Genomic DNA, 16,727 nt, shown 5'->3' with positions numbered 1-16,727 from the left:
CCGGGGCCCGCGAGGCCGCCCACACCCCCCCCCCCCCCCCCGCCGCCCCCCCCGCCCGGAGAGGACGGGGAGCGCGTCTCGTCGCACGTTCAGCCCACGGTCGAGGTGAGCACCGCGTCGATCCGCCGCCAGAGCGCGGTGAACAGCTCCTCCCGGCGGTAGGCGCGTGGTGCGCCGCCACCGCCCAGCACTGAGAAGTCGTGCACCTCGAGCACGGCCGCGCCGGCGCCGGTGTTGTAGACCGGACGTGCCCAGCCGTTGGTGAGTGCGCTGCCGTCCTGCTTGCCGACCACGAAGTTCACCGTCTCGTCACCGCCGATCCCGCCGCGTTGGATGTCGAGCGCGTACACGGTGTCGCCCGCCCGCTCGACCCGCACGGCGATCCGCGTCTCTCCGACGTGCGCGGTGCCGACGAACCCCTGCCGCTCCAGCCTCGGGAGCGCCGCGGCGAACTGCTCGCCCAGGTAGCGCAGCGTCGCGTCCTGCTCGGTGTAGCGGCTGAAGGTGGCGGGCACGATCGGCTCCGGGTCCTCCGCAACCTGCGCGATGCCCTTGGCCCTGGTCACGACCTCCGCGACCGGGGCGCGCTGCCACCCGACCGCCTCCGCCGACTCGATCCGCGCGGTCAACGCCTCGGCGAGCTGGTCCGGCCGGTGCACCGTGCCGCGCACGTAGGCCACGTGCGGGTGCAGCAGGTCCGGGGGCACGGTCACGTCGCCCAGCAGCACCGGCAGCACGTGCTCGTCTCCGGCCTTGACCGCGCGCAGGGCGGCCGTGGTGAAGTCGTCCACGGCCGACACGAACGGGACGAAGAACCGCACCCGCGCGTCCGGGAGGTCGCCGCCCTCCTTGTGGGCCCACCACTCGTGGGTCTGCTCCGGCCCGTGCAGCACGGTCAGCCCGCGCTGCTTGAACGCCTCCACCACCTCCTCGACGGCGGAGCGCTGCTCCTCGGCGAACGACACGGCGACGTCGTATTCGCTCACGACCGAACCTCCCTGCTCACGCCGGCGCGGTGGCCGGCTGTCCTGGTCTGCGGGGCACAGCATCGGGACCGCGTGTCGACCAGAAGTGGACGAGGAGTGGATGTGCCACCGGCGCCCGTTGCCCGCGCCGTCGGGAAACGGGCAACACCTGGTCAGCCGCAACACGGCGATGAATCATTGTCGGTGAGGGCGAAATAGATCGGACAACTCGCTCGGATCGCATTCATCGATTTCTCGTGGAGGATTCCCATGTCCAAGATCGTGTCCGTTTCCGTGGCCAAGTTCGGTTTGTCGTTGGCCGGTCTGTGCGCGGTCATCGCAATCGTCTCGTCCGGTAGCGGGGCCACCGCCGCGCCGCTCGACGAGTGCCCGCCGCCCACCACCGTCACCGTGGGCCCCGACGGCAACCCGTGGCACGGCTGATCGCACCGCGAATGCGCGCCCGGCCGTTCATCGGAATTCCGTGAGCGGCCGGGCGATTGCGTCGGACCAGGAGCAGTGGTGTACTCGACATCAGCCGGATCAGGAGGCTCGCGTGGATGGATCATTTGGTGAATTACTGCGTGAATGCCGCGTCGCCGCGGGTCTGTCGATAGGTCAGCTGGCCAAGCGCGTGCACTACAGCAAGGGGCATCTCAGCAAGGTCGAGAACGACCTGAAGCCACCGCACGACAGCATGGCGCGGCTCTGCGACAGCGCGCTGGACGCGGGCGGCCGCCTCATCGAGGCGGCGCGCGCGGTGCGGGACCGGGCCGCCGACGCCGGGCTCACGCTCGACCGCCGCCAAGTGCTGGTCGCGGGTACCGGCACGGTGCTCGGCATGGCGCTCGCGGGCGGGCCCCGGCCGGTGCCGGACGAGCGGGTGGTCGCCGGGATGCGGACCTCGTTCGAGCACCTGCGCGTCCTCGGCATGCAGACGAGTCCGGTCGTGGTCCTCGAACCGCTGATCGCCCTGGTGCGCACGGTGCACGCGCTCGCGCACGAGAACCCCAAGCCGATCAAGGCGCGGCTGCTGCTGCTCGCCGCGCGGATCGCCGAGTACACGGGGTGGATGAACCAGGAGGCGGGTGACGAGCAGCAGGCGCTGTCGTGGACCCGGCACGCCTCGGAGTTGGCACAGGCGGGCGGCGACCGGGAGATCGCGAGCTACGCGTTCGTCCGGGAGGCCGGGCTCGCGCTCTACCGGCAGGACGCGGTCGGCACCGTGGAACTGGCCTGGCAGGCCCAGAGGGTCGACCTCGCGAGCCCGCGCACGCTCGCCCTGGCCGCCCGCCGGGAAGCCCAGGGCCACGCCCTGGCCGGCGACCGCAGCGCCTTCGACCGCGCGCTGGACCGCGCCGTCGAACTCCTCGACGCGTCCACCCCGGACACGGGGGCGTACCCCGTCCTCGGTTCCACCGCGCCCGACCCGGTGGAGCTGGCCAGGGGGTGGTCGCTGTGCGACCTCGGGAGGACGGACGAGTCGGCGGCCGTCCTGAACCGGGAGCTGGCCCGGCTGCCGGTCACGTCCCGCCGTTCACGGGCCCGCTTCGGCGCGCGCCTCTCACTCGCCCACGCGCTCGCGGGCGAGGTCGACCAGAGCTGCGTGACGCTGGCCGGCACGCTCGACGACGCCGCGCACGTCGACTCCGCGACCGTGAGGACGGACCTCCGGGAACTGGCCAGGACCCTCGGTCGGTGGCACAACCACGGCGCGGTGCGGGAGGTCTACCCCGAGCTGCGGCGCGTGCTGCGACAGCGGTACTGACGGGCGTGCCCGGCGGGTCGATCACCACGACCCGCCGGGCAGCCGCCGGACTCAGCGGCACGCGCAGGTCAGCACCGCGCGCTCCACCCGGACCTCGTCCGCTTCGGACCGACCGAGCGCGGTGAACCCCGCCCCGGCCGCGTCCCAGTGCTCGGCGGCGGTGGCGTGCCGCCCCAACGCGTGCAGCGCCTGCGCGACGCCCCGGTGGGCGTGGGCGCCGTGGCCCCGGTGTCCGGTGGCGGTCGCCAGGTCCAGCGCTGCCTGGCAGGAGCGCAACGCCTCGGCCCGGTCACCGCCGGCCTGTGCGGTCGCGGCGCGGTCGAGGTAGAGCTGGGTGCGCAGGTCGGCGTCGGACAGCTCGGCCGCCACCGCCTTGGCCCGTTCCTGGTAGTGGGCCGCCTCGACCAGCCTGCCCTGCGACCGGTGGACGTTGCCGGTGTAGTTCAACGCGTAGGCCGCCAGGCAGTCGTCGCCCAGCTCGCGGGCCAGCTCGTACGCCTCCACGTGGGCGGCCAGAGCCTCGTCCGCCAGACCGAGCCGCTGTTGCACCGAGCCCAGGTTGTTCAACGCGTGCGCGAGCCCCTGGGCGTGGCCGACCTCGCGCAGCAGCGGCACCGCGGCCCGGTGTCGGAGCAGCGCGAGGTCGAGGTCCCCGACCTCCTCGCTGAGCACCCCGAGCATGCTCAGCGCGTGCCCGCGCCCGCGCAGGTCACCGCACTGCTCGTACTTCTCCAACGCGGCCTCGAAGTGCTCGATCGCCTCGTCGTGCCGGCCGAGTTCCATCAGGGGTATGGCGATCGCGCACAACGTGGCCGCCTCGCCCGGCACGTCACCGAGCTGCCGCCACTGCGCCAACGCGCCGGTGGCCACCTCCAGCGCGTCCTCCAGCCGCCCGAGCCGGTCGTAGGCCGTGGCCAGCCGCAGGAGCACGTGCGCCCGGCCGTAGTCCTCGTCCGGCTCGGCGCACACCACCCCGCGGGCCAGCTCCATCGTCTCGACCCAGTCCTCGAAGCGGCTCGTGGTGTTGAAGTGGCGCCAGATCAGCACCGCCAGCCGCCACGCGTGGCCGGGCAGGCCGTGCTCGACGGCGTACCGGATGGCGGACACCAGGTTGTCGCGTTCGGCGGCGATCCACGCCGTCGCGTCCTGCCTGTCACCGAAGACCGGGGCCACCTGGCTGGTGCGGTGCACCGCGGGCAGGTGCGCGCGGTCGAAGGGGTAGGCGGTGCCCACCGCGTCCGCCAGACCCACCAGGTAGAAGTCGAGCAGCCGCACCAGGGCGTCCGCCCGTTCGGACGGCGTGGTGGGGGACGGCTCCGCCGCGGCGAACTCCTTGAGCGGGTCCAGCATGTGGTAGCGCTCCGGCGCGACCTCCTCCAGCAGGCACACCTCGTGCAGCTCGTCGAGCACCGCGCGGACCCCGGCGACGTCGCGCGCCGCCAACGCCGCCGCGCCGACCACGTCGAGGTCCGGCCCCGGCAGGTGGCCGAACAACCGGAACACCTCCCGCTGCGGCACGTCGAGCTGCAGGTAGGACACCCGCACCGCGGCGGTGCCGTCCACGTCGGAGGTGTCCGCGTGCCACGGTCCGCTTTCCTCCAGCTGCTGCAGCAGGTGCTCCAGCGGCCACCGGTCGTGCCGGCGGAACAGCGCCGCCGCCACCCGGATCGGCATCGGCAGGTACCCGCACCGCTTGACCACCCCGGCCACCTCGGCCGACCGGCCGCGCAGGCGAAGCGGACCGGCCAGCGCGCGGAACAGCGCGAAGGCGTCGTCGGGCGGCAGCAGGGAGAGCCGGACGTGCTCGCCGGTGTCCGGTTCGCCCACCCGCCTGCTGGTCACGATGGCGAGGCAGCCCGACGCCTCCGGCAGCAGGGACCGCACCTGTTCCGGCGAGTGCGCGTTGTCCAGCACCACCAACGTCCTCGTGCCGTGCAGCTCGGTCTGGTAGAGCGTGAACTTCCGGTTCACCGAGGCCGGGATCTGCTCGGGAGGCACGCCCAGCTCGGCCAGCAGCTGGTCGAGCGCGTCCGAGACGGCCACCGGGGACAGGTTGGGCGTGTACCCGTTGAGCCGCACCAGCAGCTGCCCGTCCGGGAACCGGTCCCGCAGCCGGTGCGCCGCCTCGACGGCCAGGCCGGTCTTGCCGACGCCCGGTGCGCCGCTCACCCACACCGCGCGGCGCTCACCCGGTGTCGCGGCGACCGCCTCGATCGCGTCCAGCTCCGCGTCGCGACCGGTGAACCCGCCTGGTCGGGACGGCAGGGAGCTCGGCGGATCACCGCGCTCCGCGCGTGCGGCGAGCTTGCGCAGCTGCGGCCCCGGCTCCATGCCCTCCTCGGAGAGGGCGTCCCGGGTGCGGTGGAAGACCCGGACCGCCTCCACCCGGTCACCGCTCGCGATCAACGCCCGCATGAGCAGCTCGGCGTGCTTCTGGCGGGCCGGGTCGGTGCGCACCACCGGGCGCAGCCGGTCCCGCGCCGACCGGTGGTCGCCCGCGTCCAGCTCCAGCTCGGCCAGGTCACCGACCGCGTCGAAGTACCCGGCGTCGGGGGAGATCACGTCCGTGCCGCCGACGCGGTCGTTGTCGATGTCCTCCAGGAACCGCCCGCGCCACAGGCCGACCGCCACGCGTAACAGCTGGATCGCGCGGCGCGGGTCGCCCGCCCGCACCGACTCCGCCTCCGCGCGCAGCCGGGCGAACCTGGCGGTGTCGACCTGGTCGTCCCCGACCCGCAACAGGTAGCCGGTCGGGGTCGTGTCGATCAGCACGTCGTCCGCGTTCCGGAACGCCGTGCGCAACTTGTTGATGTAGCCGCGCACGAGGCCGCGGCGTTCCGGGATGCCGCCCCACACGATCTCCGTCAACCGCTCGGTGGACACCGGCTTGTTCGCGTGCAGCAGGAGCACGACGAGGACGAACCGCTGCTGCTGGTCTCCCAGCGGTACCTGAGCGCCGTCGTGCCACGCCTCCAGCGGACCCAGCATCCGAAATTCCACGCTGCCTCCCGGTTCACGAGCTTGATCTCTACGGCACATGTCGCACGAAGTGCCGTCCGTGTGTCGGAATCCGCCTTGAATCCACCTTCGGTAGACAAACACCTGCCAACCTCCCGCTTGTCCGCAAAAGGCGTGCCAAGGAGGAACCGCATGGGGCTTGACGTGCTGCCGTGCTACGTGGTGTGCGACGTGTCGTTCTCGATGACCGACCACCTCGACGAGGTGAACGCGGGACTCCGCGAGTTCCGCGGCGCCGTGCACGCCGACCCGTCGGCCTCCGCGCGGATCAGGGCGTGCGTGATCGGGTTCGCGGCGACGCCCGCCGTGCTGCAACCGCTGCGCCCGGCGGTGGACCTCACCGACCTGAGGGCGGTGGGACACGGCGCGGCCACGAACTTCGGCCCCGCGTTCGCGCTCGTGCGCGACACGATCGACCGCGACGTCCGCGCCCTGGAGGCGCACCGCGTCCAAGTCCACCGACCGGTCGTCTTCTTCGCCTCGGACGGACGGCCGACCGACCCGCAGACCTGGCCCGAGGCGTTCGCCGCGCTGACGGACCCCGACTGGTCGGCGAGCCCCACCGTGGTCGCCTTCGGCCTGGGCGCCGCCGACCGGGGCACGCTCGACCGCATCGGCACGTTCCGCGTCTTCCTCGGCCAGGACGGCATCCGCCTGGGCACGGCCCTGGCGGCGTCGGTGACCCTGACGGCACGGCGCACCGACCGCGTCTAGGCCATCCACACCATGTCCACTTCCGGTCCACTGGCCCGTCGCACCCTGCGGGGGAGGAACACCGCGGAGATCAACGGGAGGTCGGCCGATGAACGCGTACGCGAACCTGGTCCGGGAGCTGAAGTCGCTCCGCAAGGGGCGCGGCGTGTTGGCCGGCAGGATCAGCGAGCGGGTGGGCCCGACCCTGCGCGCGACCTGCGGGGTCACCGAGGGCGACGAACCGGGCGCCATCCGCCGGAAGGTGTCGGCCAGGCTCGTCGAGCTGGCCGGGCGGCTACCGGAGGACCTGCGGCTGGCGACGCTGGCGGCGTTCGCCATCGACGACGAGGCCCGGCAGCCCCTCTACCAGGACCGGGTGCACTGGGCGGCGGTCGTGATGGACCGCGACCCGCGCACGGTCCGCCGACGGGTCGACGAGGCCATCAACTACCTCGCGGAACTGGCCGTGGAGGTGCCGCGCGCCCGGCCGGACGGGCAGCCGGGAGGCAGGCGGACCACCGAGCTGCACGCGGTGCTGACCCTGGACCAGGCCCGCCCGCAGGTGATCGAGCGGCACCGCGTCGTCGTCGAGCGGGACGGCCTGCGCGAGCTGGCCCTGACGCCCCCGCTGCCGCTGGACCGTCCCCGCCCGGACGTCGAGGTGCTCTACGGCGGCACCCTGGTCGACGGCTCCGGACCGACCCTCGCCCTGCCGACCCCGGTCCTCAAGGGCCACTCGCACGACTTCGCGATCCGCTTCCGCCCACCGACCACGCGGGTGATGCCGTCGTACCTCCTCTACGTGCCGCAGCACCCGTGCGACCTGCTCGACCTGAGGTGCCGCTTCGGCACGACCCACGCCCCGCTGCACGTGCGGGCGTTGCACGGTGCGCACCGGCAGGACGGTCAGCACCGGCGCGACGGCGTCGACCCGGTCCACCACGTCCGGCGGCACGCGGTGGACCGCGCGGGCGAAGTGCACCTGAGGTTCCGCGACCTCATCCCCGGCCTGGTCTACGGAGTGCGATGGGACGCGCCCGGTGACTGGAACGGCGCACCGGACCCGCGGGTGGGCGAGGAGCAGTGGCCGTGATCAGTCCGGCTCGCGCGGGCGTCCTTGGCGGCGTTGGTCAGCAGTCGGTGATGCCGAAGTGCACGGTGGACTCGATCGGCGGGTCCGCGTGGGACGGGACGGCGACGGTGGTCCGAAGTGGACAGTCCAGGGCCAGGGTGCGCACGGCGTGCGTCGGGGAGTCCCCGTTCGGCCAGCACCGGCGGGCTGATGCCCCGCACCGGGTCGCGCAGCTCGGCGGCTCGCGTGACCGTCACGGCGGCGCGCTGGGATGACCGCTGTCGGCGCGGGCGAGCCGGTCGGAAGCGGCCACGGAGCGGGCCGGTGAGCCGCTACCAGGCGATGGGGCCCTCGTCGTCGAAGAAGCCGCCGGTGGGGCCGTCGTCGTCGATGGTCGCCAGGGTCACGGCCACGGCGGCGCCCTGGGCGGGCGTGCGGTGGCCGGCGTGGGCGTTGAGGTCGGTGGCGCAGTAGCCGGGGCAGGCCGCGTTGACCTTGAGGCCCGGTTCGGACTTGGCGTACAGGAGGGTGACGGCGTTCAGCGCGGTCTTGGACGGCACGTAGCCCAGTGACGTGGGCGTGGTGCCGGCCACCATGCCGCTGAGCGAGCCGACGGTGCTGGACACGTTGACGATCCGGCCGTGCTCGGACGCCCGCAGCAGCGGGAGCAGCGCCTCGGTGACGGCGATGGCGCCGAACACGTTCGTGTCGAACACCTCCCGGATGCTCGCGGGGTCGGCGTCGCCCGGCGCGTTCATCCGGCCGCCGGTGATGCCCGCGTTGTTGACGAGGACGTCGAGCCGGTCGAGGTCCGCCGCGGCGCGGGCGATGGACGCGGGGTCGGTCACGTCCAGCTGGACGAAGCGCGCCCCGGCGTCGGCGGCGGCCTTCGCGCCCCGCTCGGGGTCGCGCGCGCCGAGGTACACGGTCAGGCCCCGGTCGACGAGCTGCTTCACGATCTCCAGGCCGATCCCTTTGTTGGCCCCGGTCACCAGTGCTGTGGTCATGGGACCAGCGTCGTCGCCGGTCGGCGCGCGGTCCAAGACCGGTTGGGTGGGTGTCGATACTCTGGCGGTATGGATTCGCGGGAACTGCGGTACTTCGTCGCGGTGGCGGAGGAGCTCCACTTCGGCCGGGCGGCGACGCGGCTGGGCATGGCGCAGCCGCCGCTGTCCCGGACGATCCAGCAGCTGGAGCGCAAGCTCGGCGTCACGCTGCTGGACCGCACCAGCCGCTCGGTGTCGCTGACCCCGGCGGGCGAGGTGCTGCTGAACGAGGGCAGGCGGGCGTTGACCGCGTTGACGGCCGCGCAACGGCGTGCGCAGCGCGCGGGCAGCCCGCGCCTGGTGCTGGCGATGAAGCCGTACAGCGACGGCGACCTGCTGGAGGAGGTGCTCGTCCAGTACTCGGCCGACCCGGCGTCGGTCGAGGTGGAGGTGCGGATCTGCGGCATCGGTGCGCAGGCCGTGCTGCTGCGCGAGGGCGAGGCGGACGTGGCGCTGCTGCGGTTCCCCCACGACGACACGGACGGTTTCGCCTACGAGGAGCTGCTGACCGAACGGGACGTGGCCGTGCTGCCCCGCACGCACCGGCTGGCCGACCGCGCGTCGCTGACCATGGCGGACCTGCGCGGCGAGCAGCTCCCGCACTGGCCGGGCAACCCGCCCAACGGCGGGCCGCGGGTCCTCGACTCCGCCCAGCTGATGCAGCTGATCTCGCTGGGCCGCACCATCGCGCTGCTGCCCGCGTCGACGCGGCGCCACCTGCGCTCGGACCTCGTCGGCGTGCCCGTCACCGATGCCCCGGAATCGACGTTGGCAATAGCCTGGCCGGAGGATTCCCGTTCCCGCCCGTTGGCCGCGCTCATCGAAGCGGCGGTGAGCGTGGCGTCGCGGAATTCCCCGGTGGCGTAGTCCCGTGATTGACAAGGGAGGAATGGGGACGCACAGTTTGGGAGCGCTCCCAGAACATCAACGTCGATGAGGAATACACCTATGAGACCGCGTCTCGTCGTGCTTCCCGCGCTCACCGCGCTCGTGGCCGCACAGGTCGTGCTGGCCGGCCCGTCGGCGCAGGCCGACACGGCCGTCACCGTCACGGTCAACACCAAGGCCGGGTTGGAGGTGGTGCACGAGGCCGCGGTCGGGGTGAACCACGCCATCTGGGACACCACGCTCGGCAGCGACGCCGTCGCCGACCTGCTCAAGGGCGCCGGCGTGAAGGCCATGCGCTACCCGGGCGGGTCGTACTCGGACATCTACCACTGGGAGACCCACACCGCGCCCGGCGGCTACGTGGCGCCCAACACCGACTTCGACACGTTCATGGGCGGCGTGCGGCGGGCCGGCGGGCAGCCGATCGTCACCGCCAACTACGGCACCGGCACGCCCGAGGAGGCCGCGGCCTGGGTGCGGTACGCCAACGTCGAGAAGCACTACGGCGTCAAGTACTGGGAGATCGGCAACGAGAACTACGGCAACGGCCGGTACGGCTCGGGCTGGGAGGCCGACGACCACCCGGACAAGAGCCCGGCGCAGTACGCCGCCCTGGTCCGCGACTACGCCACGGCCATGAAGGCGGTCGACCCGACGATCAAGGTCGGCGCGGTGCTGACCACGCCCGGCGAGTGGCCGGACGGCATCAAGGCCGAGGGCGACACCGGCACGTGGAACGAGGTCGTGCTGTCCACCGCGGGTCCGGTGGTCGACTTCGGCATCATCCACTGGTACCCCGGCGGTGACACCGCGGCGCAGGTGCTGGCCAAGACCGACCGGGTGGCCGACCAGATCGCGCTGGTGCGCGAGCAGTCGCGCCGGCTGGCGGGCAAGGACCTGGGCATCGCGCTGACCGAGGTCAACACCTCCTACGGGCGCAACACCCAGCCGGGCGCGCTGTTCGCCGCCGACGCCTACGCGACGATGATCGAGCAGGGCGTGTTCAACGTCGACTGGTGGAACGTCCACAACGGCATGGGCCAGGTCCGCGAGATCGCGGGCCACACCGACTACGACGACTTCGGCCTGCTCTCCAGCGGCAGCTGCAACGCCGACAACACGGTGTGCGAGCCCGCGCTGAACACCCCGTTCGCGCCGTACCACGCGGTGTCGATGGTGTCCCGCTTCGCCCGTCCCGGCGACCAGCTCGTCACGGCCGTCTCCACCGACCCGCTGGTGCGCAGCCACGCGGGCCGGCGGCCGGACGGCGGCCTCGCGGTCATGATGGTCAACGAGGACGCCGACGCGGCCAAGACGGTGAGCCTGCGCGTCCCGGGCTACTCGGCCGCCGCCACCGCGACCGTGCTGAGCTACGCCAACGGCGGCACCGGGATCACCACGGCGACCGGCTCCTCGTCGTCGGTCGCGCTCGCGCCGTACTCGATCACCACCGTGGTGCTCAAGCCGTCCGGTTCGACGGCCGGCGGTCCCGCCGCGCCCGCCCGCCCGGTCCTGTCCTCGGTCACCGACCGCACGGCCGTGCTGTCCTGGCCCGCGCCGCCCGCGCACGTGAAGTACGAGGTGCACCGGGTCGACGGGGTGAACTCGCAGCAGTGGGGCGAGACGATCGGCACGACCTTCACCGCGTCGAACCTCTCGCCCGGCACGGAGTACACGGTCAACCTGTTGGCCCGCGACGACGCGGGCAAGGTGTCGTGGGCCTCGCCGCCGCTGACGTTCACCACCGCCACCCCGGCCGCGTCGACGTGCGCGGTGACCTACCGGGAGGCCTCGAACTGGGGCAACGGATTCGTGGCCGACCTGGAGATCACCAACACCGGCACCGCGCCCCTCGCCGGGTGGACGCTCACCTACACGTGGCCGACCACCTGGCAGCAGGTCTCCAGCGGCTGGAACGCCACCTGGTCGCAGACCGGGTACGACGTGACGGTGTCCAACACCGCGAGCCTGGCGCCGGGCGCGTCGACCACGGCCGGCTTCGTGGGCGCCTACCAGGGCCCGAACGTGCACCCCGTGAAGTACTTCCTCAACGGTCGGCTCTGCACCACCCGCTGACCGCGCGCGACGACCGCTGCCCCCCTGCCACCGGCAGGGGGGCAGCGTTTTGTTCACATCCGTGACCGAATGCGGGGATTTTTGTCCACGAGTGCGAACAGACGTTATTCGGTGATCAATTCGAAAGTGGGTGACCTGCCCGTTCGACTTATTCGACGTCGAACGGGCGGACGGTCCCCCGGAAATTCGTCGTTGACCGTCCGTCGACCGGCCTCCTAACATCCAGGCGAATAGTTTCCGATCCGGTGTTCATATTCATGAATCGACTGAATCGACGCCGGGAATAGTTCGGGAGTGGAGTCGTCATGAGTGCACCGGAGCACCCTGTCGCCACACGCGGCGCACGACGGCGCGGCCTCCGCGCCGCGCTGGTCGCCGCGGGGGCCGTGACCGCGCTGGCCGCCACGTACGCCGCCTGGCCGATGGCCACGCCGGCGAACGCCGCGGTCGGACCGGGCACCTACGCGGTGAAGAACGGCGGCAGCGGGCTCTGCCTCGACGCCGCGGGCTCGACCACCGGCGGGCAGCTCCGGCAGCAGGCGTGCGGCGACACCGCGACCCAGCGCTGGACGTTGACGGCGGTCAGCGGCGGCTACCGGATCACCACCCCCGGCGGCCTGTGCGTCGGCGTGCAGGACGCGTCGACCAGCGCGGGCAAGGCGATCCAGCAGCAGGCGTGCACGGGCGCCACCAGCCAGGTGTGGGCGCTGACCGCGAGCGGCAGCAACTACCGGGTGGTCAACGCCAACGGCGGCAAATGCATGAACGTCAAGGACAACTCGACGTCGGCCGGCGCGCTCGTGCAGACCAACTCGTGCGACACCGCGGTCACGAAGCAGTGGGCGTTCACCCCGGTCACCGGCGGTCCGACCTCGACCACCAGCACGACCACGACGACGTCCACCAGCACGACCACGTCGACCACCACGACGACGACCACGACCAACCCGCCGGGGTCCGCGCTGTACGCGGCGCCGAACGGCACCGACGGCGCGGCCGGGACGCAGGCCAACCCGACGACGCTCACCTCGGCCATCGCCCGCGTCGCCGCCGGTGGGACGATCTACCTGCGCGGCGGGACGTACAACTTCTCGCAGACCGTGACCATCCCGCAGGGCAACAACGGTACCTCCGGCGACCGCAACGAGCTGTTCGCGTTCCCGGGCGAGACGCCGGTGCTCAACTTCTCCGCCCAGGCCGAGGACCCGGCCAACCGCGGCCTCGCGGTCAACGGCAACTACTGGCACGTCCGCGGCGTCGTCGTGGAGCGCGCCGGTGACAACGGGATCTTCGTCGGCGGCAGCAACAACATCTTCGAGCGCACGGTGACCCGCTTCAACCGCGACACCGGCCTGCAGCTGTCGCGGATGCTGTCCACCACGCCGAAGGACCAGTGGCCGTCGAACAACCTGATCCTGAGCGCCGAGTCGCACGACAACGCCGACTCCGACGGCGAGGACGCCGACGGGTTCGCCGCGAAGCTCACCGTGGGCCCCGGCAACGTCTTCCGCTACGCCGTGTCGCACAACAACATCGACGACGGCTGGGACCTCTACACCAAGACCGAGACCGGCCCCATCGGCGTGGTGACCATCGAGGACTCCCTGGCCTTCGAGAACGGCACGCTCAGCAACGGCGGCCAGGCGGGCAACGGCGACCGCAACGGCTACAAGCTCGGCGGCGAGGACATCGGCGTCAACCACGTCATCCGCCGCAACATCGCCTACGACAACGGCAAGCACGGCTTCACCTACAACCGCAACCTCGGCACGATGACCATCTCGGACAACATCAGCATCGACAACAACGAGCGCAACTTCTCGTTCGACGGCGGCTCGTCGGTGTTCCGCGGCAACACCTCGTGCCGCAGCTCCAGCGGCACCAACGACAAGACCGTCGGGGACGTGGACGGCTCCAACCAGTTCTGGCTTGGCGGCAACGGCTCCCGGTGCGCGTCCTACTCCGGCGCGCTGGGCTGGTCCTACGCCTCCGACGGCCACCTGGTCGTCACCTTCGGCGGCAAGCCGGTGGTCCGGTAGGCCCGGTGGTCCGGTAGGCCCCGGGTCGGGGGGGGGGGGGCGGCGTACCCCCCCCCCACCCCCCCCCCCCCCCCCCCCCCCCGCGCCGGTGGTTTTTGGCTCGTGCGCGGCGCTTGGTGTGCTCGCGGCGGGAATCAGTCTGGCCCCCCCCGCCCCCCGACCCCGTCCGGCGTTCAGCCGTTGCGCCCGCGGTCGTCCAGGAGCAGCGGCGCGCGACCCTTGACGGCGTACCGGACGTGGGTGACGTCGGCGGTGTGCAGCACCCGGAGCGGGGTCAGCTCGATGCCCTCCTTCTCCCCGAGGCCGAGCTCGGCGTCCAGCAGCCGCATCCCGGTGCCGAGCACGACCGGCACGACGTGCAGCTCCAGCTCGTCCAGCAGGCCGGCCGCGAGGACCTGGCGCACCAGCGTGCCACCGCCCGCGACCGCGACGTCCTTGCCGCCCGCGACGGCCTTCGCCTGCTCCACGGCGCTGGCGACGCCGTCGGTGACGTAGGTGAAGCTGGTGCCGCCCTTGCGCTCCAGGGTCGGGCGCGGGCGGTGGGTCACCACGAACACCGGGGCGCGGAACGGCGGCTCCTCGCCCCACGGCTCCTCGCCGCCGTCGGCCATCCGCCGTCCCATGACGTACGCCCCGGCGGCCTCGAAGTTCTCCCGGATGACGTCCGAGTCGACGGACTGCTCGCCGCCGCGAAAGCCCTGGCGCTCGCGCCACGCCATCGCGCTGATCGCCCAGCGGGTGACGCGGAAGAACGCCGCCGCCTCCGCCGACGCCAACCAGTCCCCGTCGCCCTCGTGGCGCGGTCCGGCGTAGAAGCCGTCGAGGGACACCGACATCTGCGCGGTCACCTTGGTCATCGTGCTGGGTCCTTCCTCCTGGCGGTGCCCGACGGGCTCGCTCGGGAGGGGATCGGAGCCGCCGACCGGATTTCTACGTCGGGCGGCGAAGTTTTTTCCGGGGGCGTTCGACGTCAGCCCGCGGAGGTGCAGCGCGCCGCCCGGAGCAGCAGGAACCGCTGCTCCGCGACGTTGCCGGCCAGGCGCGCGGCCTGCCGGAACGCCTCGCCGGCGGCGTCGGGGTCGCCCGCCCGTTCGAGCAGGTGGGCGCGCACGGCGAACAACCGGTGGTGGCCCGCCAGCGTGCCCCGCTCCAGGTCCGCGACGACGTCGAGGGCGGCCCGGGGGCCGTGCACCTCGCCCAGGGCGACGGCCCGGTTCAGCGCGGTGACGGAGCTGGGCGCGAGGCGTTCCAGCACGTCGTACAGCGCGAGGACCTGCGGCCAGTCGGTGTCCTCCGCCGAGGCGGCCTCGGCGTGCACGGCCGCGATCGCCGCCTGCACCTGGTACGGGCCGACGGGGTGGGTGGCCAGCGTGCGGGTGATCAGCTCGGTGCCCTCACCGATCGCCGCGCGGTCCCACCGCGACCGGTCCTGCTCGGTCAGCGGGACGAGGGTGCCGTCCGGGCCGGTGCGGGCCGCGGCACGCGCCTCGGTCAGCAGCATCAGCGCCAGCAGCCCGGCGGTCTCACCGGAGTCGGGCAGCCGGTGGTGCAGCTGCCTGGTCAGCCGCACCGCCTGCCCGGTGAGGTCGGGGCGTTGCAGCCGGGGACCGGCGCTGGCGCTGTAACCCTCGTTGAACAGCAGGTAGAGCACGTGCAGCACGACCGCCAGGGCCGGCCCGCGCTCGTGGTCGGGCGGCAGCTCGAACCGGGCGCCCGCCTCCAGCAGGCGCTGCTTGGCGCGGGAGATCCGCTGGCCCATCGTCTTGTCGGGCACCAGGAACGCCGCGGCGATCTCGGTCGTGGTCAGCCCGGCGACCGCCCGCAGCGTGAGGGCCATCTGCGACGGTGCGGTCAGCACCGGGTGGCAGCACAGGAACAGCAGCTCCAGCAGGTCGTCACGCGCGGGCTCGACGTCCGGCGGCGGTGCCAGCAGCTCGTCGCGCGGCACGGCGTCGAACAGCGCCTGCTCCCGGCGCTCCCGCGCGGCGTCGGAGCGCACCAGGTCGACGTACCGGCGGCCGGCGACCGTGGTCAGCCAGCCCAGGGGGTGTTCCGGCACGCCGTTGCGCGCCCACGCGTCGGCGGCGTCGATCAACGCCTCCTGCACGGCGTCCTCGCACCGCGCGAAGTCGCCGTGCCGGCGCACGAGGATGCCGAGCACCTGCGGCGTGAGCGTGCGCACCAGGTGCTCGACCGCGGTCACAGGTCGCCGCCGCCGGGTTCGATCCCGTGGGGCTCCATCAGGGGCCACACCTCCAGCCCGCCGCCCAGACCCCGGCTGTAGCGCAGGGCCGGGTAGGACCGCGCGATCTCCTCGGCGCGCTCCTCGCTGTCGACGTCGACCACGAAGTAGGAGCCGACGTGCTCCTTGGCCTCCAGGTACGGGCCGTCGGTGACGACCGGCACCTCGTCGACCACGCGCACGGACCGCGGCCGGGGCAGCAGGCCCCGGGAGTCGACCAGCTCGCCGGACTCGCGCAGGGCGGCGTTGAACGCGTCCACGTCGGCCACCAGCTCGCGGAACCGCTCCGCGTCGACGCTGTTCCACACCTGCTCGTTGCCGTAGATCAACATCAGGTACTTCACCGCGCCGCCTCCCGATCGTCCTCTTCGGATCCGCCCGTGATTCTGCCGGACGACCGGAGTTGCGCAACATCTGCGAAACTAATCCCGATCGTTCCGGCCTTTCCGGCTTGGCGAGCGTGGTCGTGCTCTCTGGAGCAGGTGAATCGTTGCAGTTCAGCGGTTCGATTGAGTTTCGCGCGATTCCCGATAGTGTCGGCGGCGTGAGTCGAGCGAGGTTGGCGGGCACCACCGGCATGTCGTCCACGACCGCGTCGCGGCTGGCCGAGCGCCTGTGCCACCCGGGTCGGGTGCGGAGCGGTCGGCACGAGCCCCGGGCGCTGCCGCCGCGCCCCGCCGCACCGCTGGTGGAGCTGGTCTTCCCGGCGTTGAACAGCGCGTGGGCCATGGAGGTGATGCGCGGCGTCGTCGACTCCGGGTTGGACGTCGTGCTGTCCGCGCCGGCCGGTCGTGGCACGTCGTGGGCCGCCCGGGTGGTCGAGGCCCGTCGCGCGGGCGTGCTGCTGGTGGCGTGCCCGATCAGCGCCTCCGAGGGCCGGGTGTTCGCGCGCGCCGGGGTGCCGCTGGTGCACTTCGACC

At 72.7% G+C, this 16,727-nt stretch carries 13 protein-coding genes and 1 pseudogene; 8 read left to right on the top strand and 6 right to left on the bottom strand.

Going from position 1 to position 16,727, the window contains the following annotated elements; translation table 11 throughout:
• Window positions 1-89: 89 nt before the first annotated feature.
• Complete coding sequence (locus tag AB0G02_RS14600; protein ID WP_360793822.1) at window positions 90-986, bottom strand: hypothetical protein; 897 nt, start codon at window positions 984-986, stop codon at window positions 90-92.
• Between the two features lie 249 nt (window positions 987-1,235).
• On the opposite strand from AB0G02_RS14600, the gene AB0G02_RS14595 reads away from it, so the two are divergent.
• Window positions 1,236-1,409, top strand: a complete 174-nt coding sequence (locus AB0G02_RS14595; RefSeq protein ID WP_360793820.1) for a hypothetical protein — start codon at window positions 1,236-1,238, stop codon at window positions 1,407-1,409.
• A 112-nt stretch (window positions 1,410-1,521) separates the two neighbouring features.
• Window positions 1,522-2,733, top strand: a complete 1,212-nt coding sequence (locus tag AB0G02_RS14590; protein WP_360793818.1) for a helix-turn-helix transcriptional regulator — start codon at window positions 1,522-1,524, stop codon at window positions 2,731-2,733.
• A 51-nt stretch (window positions 2,734-2,784) separates the two neighbouring features.
• On the opposite strand, the gene AB0G02_RS14585 is transcribed toward AB0G02_RS14590, so the two are convergent.
• Window positions 2,785-5,721: a tetratricopeptide repeat protein gene (locus AB0G02_RS14585; RefSeq protein ID WP_360793816.1), complete on the bottom strand. Its 2,937-nt coding sequence runs from the start codon at window positions 5,719-5,721 to the stop codon at window positions 2,785-2,787.
• Between the two features lie 162 nt (window positions 5,722-5,883).
• Here AB0G02_RS14585 and AB0G02_RS14580 point away from each other — a divergent pair, with 162 nt between their 5' ends.
• Window positions 5,884-6,465, top strand: a complete 582-nt coding sequence (locus AB0G02_RS14580; protein WP_360793814.1) for a hypothetical protein — start codon at window positions 5,884-5,886, stop codon at window positions 6,463-6,465.
• A gap of 88 nt (window positions 6,466-6,553) precedes the next feature.
• The gene (locus AB0G02_RS14575; RefSeq protein WP_360793812.1) at window positions 6,554-7,537 is read left to right on the top strand and encodes a hypothetical protein; all 984 of its coding nucleotides are present in this window, start codon (window positions 6,554-6,556) and stop codon (window positions 7,535-7,537) included.
• Window positions 7,538-7,848: 311 nt separating this feature from the next.
• Here AB0G02_RS14575 and AB0G02_RS14570 read toward each other — a convergent pair whose 3' ends face one another.
• Window positions 7,849-8,523 carry an SDR family oxidoreductase gene (locus AB0G02_RS14570; protein WP_360793810.1) on the bottom strand — a complete coding sequence of 225 codons (675 nt, stop codon included), beginning with the start codon at window positions 8,521-8,523 and terminating at the stop codon, window positions 7,849-7,851.
• Window positions 8,524-8,592: 69 nt separating this feature from the next.
• Between AB0G02_RS14570 and AB0G02_RS14565 the strand changes: the two genes are divergently transcribed.
• The 3 genes from AB0G02_RS14565 (at window position 8,593) to AB0G02_RS14555 (ending at window position 13,565) form a co-directional block, all read left to right on the top strand.
• The gene (locus AB0G02_RS14565) at window positions 8,593-9,429 is read left to right on the top strand and encodes a LysR family transcriptional regulator (RefSeq protein ID WP_360793808.1); all 837 of its coding nucleotides are present in this window, start codon (window positions 8,593-8,595) and stop codon (window positions 9,427-9,429) included.
• Between the two features lie 81 nt (window positions 9,430-9,510).
• Window positions 9,511-11,526: a cellulose binding domain-containing protein gene (locus tag AB0G02_RS14560; RefSeq protein WP_360793806.1), complete on the top strand. Its 2,016-nt coding sequence runs from the start codon at window positions 9,511-9,513 to the stop codon at window positions 11,524-11,526.
• Window positions 11,527-11,831: 305 nt separating this feature from the next.
• The gene (locus tag AB0G02_RS14555) at window positions 11,832-13,565 is read left to right on the top strand and encodes an RICIN domain-containing protein (RefSeq protein WP_360793804.1); all 1,734 of its coding nucleotides are present in this window, start codon (window positions 11,832-11,834) and stop codon (window positions 13,563-13,565) included.
• 173 nt (window positions 13,566-13,738) lie between these two features.
• Here AB0G02_RS14555 and AB0G02_RS14550 read toward each other — a convergent pair whose 3' ends face one another.
• The 3 genes from AB0G02_RS14550 to AB0G02_RS14540 form a co-directional block, all read right to left on the bottom strand.
• Window positions 13,739-14,422, bottom strand: a complete 684-nt coding sequence (locus AB0G02_RS14550) for a dihydrofolate reductase family protein (RefSeq protein ID WP_360793802.1) — start codon at window positions 14,420-14,422, stop codon at window positions 13,739-13,741.
• 113 nt (window positions 14,423-14,535) lie between these two features.
• On the bottom strand, window positions 14,536-15,768 hold the full coding sequence (locus AB0G02_RS14545; protein ID WP_360793800.1) for a sigma-70 family RNA polymerase sigma factor: 1,233 nt from the start codon (window positions 15,766-15,768) through the stop codon (window positions 14,536-14,538).
• Window positions 15,765-16,151: a YciI family protein gene (locus AB0G02_RS14540; RefSeq protein ID WP_360793798.1), complete on the bottom strand. Its 387-nt coding sequence runs from the start codon at window positions 16,149-16,151 to the stop codon at window positions 15,765-15,767. Before AB0G02_RS14540 ends, AB0G02_RS14545 begins: the two co-directional genes overlap by 4 nt.
• A 200-nt stretch (window positions 16,152-16,351) precedes the next feature.
• Here AB0G02_RS14540 and AB0G02_RS14535 point away from each other — a divergent pair.
• Window positions 16,352-16,727: pseudogene (locus tag AB0G02_RS14535) on the top strand (LacI family transcriptional regulator); the annotation flags it as partial.

The organism is Actinosynnema sp. NPDC023658, from assembly GCF_040639995.1.
In the GTDB taxonomy this organism is placed as follows: domain Bacteria; phylum Actinomycetota; class Actinomycetes; order Mycobacteriales; family Pseudonocardiaceae; genus Actinosynnema.
The sequence above is the reverse complement of the archived record's forward strand: the minus strand, read 5'-3'. Positions and strand labels throughout refer to the sequence as shown.

What these genes read in the sequence shown, in the direction of transcription:
- AB0G02_RS14595 (WP_360793820.1), top strand. Translation starts at nt 1,236, where the DNA reads ATGTCCAAGATCGTGTCCGTTTCCGTGGCCAAGTTCGGTTTGTCGTTG.
- AB0G02_RS14585 (WP_360793816.1), bottom strand. Translation starts at nt 5,721, where the DNA reads ATGCTGGGTCCGCTGGAGGCGTGGCACGACGGCGCTCAGGTACCGCTG.
- AB0G02_RS14580 (WP_360793814.1), top strand. Translation starts at nt 5,884, where the DNA reads ATGGGGCTTGACGTGCTGCCGTGCTACGTGGTGTGCGACGTGTCGTTC.
- AB0G02_RS14575 (WP_360793812.1), top strand. Translation starts at nt 6,554, where the DNA reads ATGAACGCGTACGCGAACCTGGTCCGGGAGCTGAAGTCGCTCCGCAAG.
- AB0G02_RS14570 (WP_360793810.1), bottom strand. Translation starts at nt 8,523, where the DNA reads ATGACCACAGCACTGGTGACCGGGGCCAACAAAGGGATCGGCCTGGAG.
- AB0G02_RS14565 (WP_360793808.1), top strand. Translation starts at nt 8,593, where the DNA reads ATGGATTCGCGGGAACTGCGGTACTTCGTCGCGGTGGCGGAGGAGCTC.
- AB0G02_RS14560 (WP_360793806.1), top strand. Translation starts at nt 9,511, where the DNA reads ATGAGACCGCGTCTCGTCGTGCTTCCCGCGCTCACCGCGCTCGTGGCC.
- AB0G02_RS14555 (WP_360793804.1), top strand. Translation starts at nt 11,832, where the DNA reads ATGAGTGCACCGGAGCACCCTGTCGCCACACGCGGCGCACGACGGCGC.
- AB0G02_RS14550 (WP_360793802.1), bottom strand. Translation starts at nt 14,422, where the DNA reads ATGACCAAGGTGACCGCGCAGATGTCGGTGTCCCTCGACGGCTTCTAC.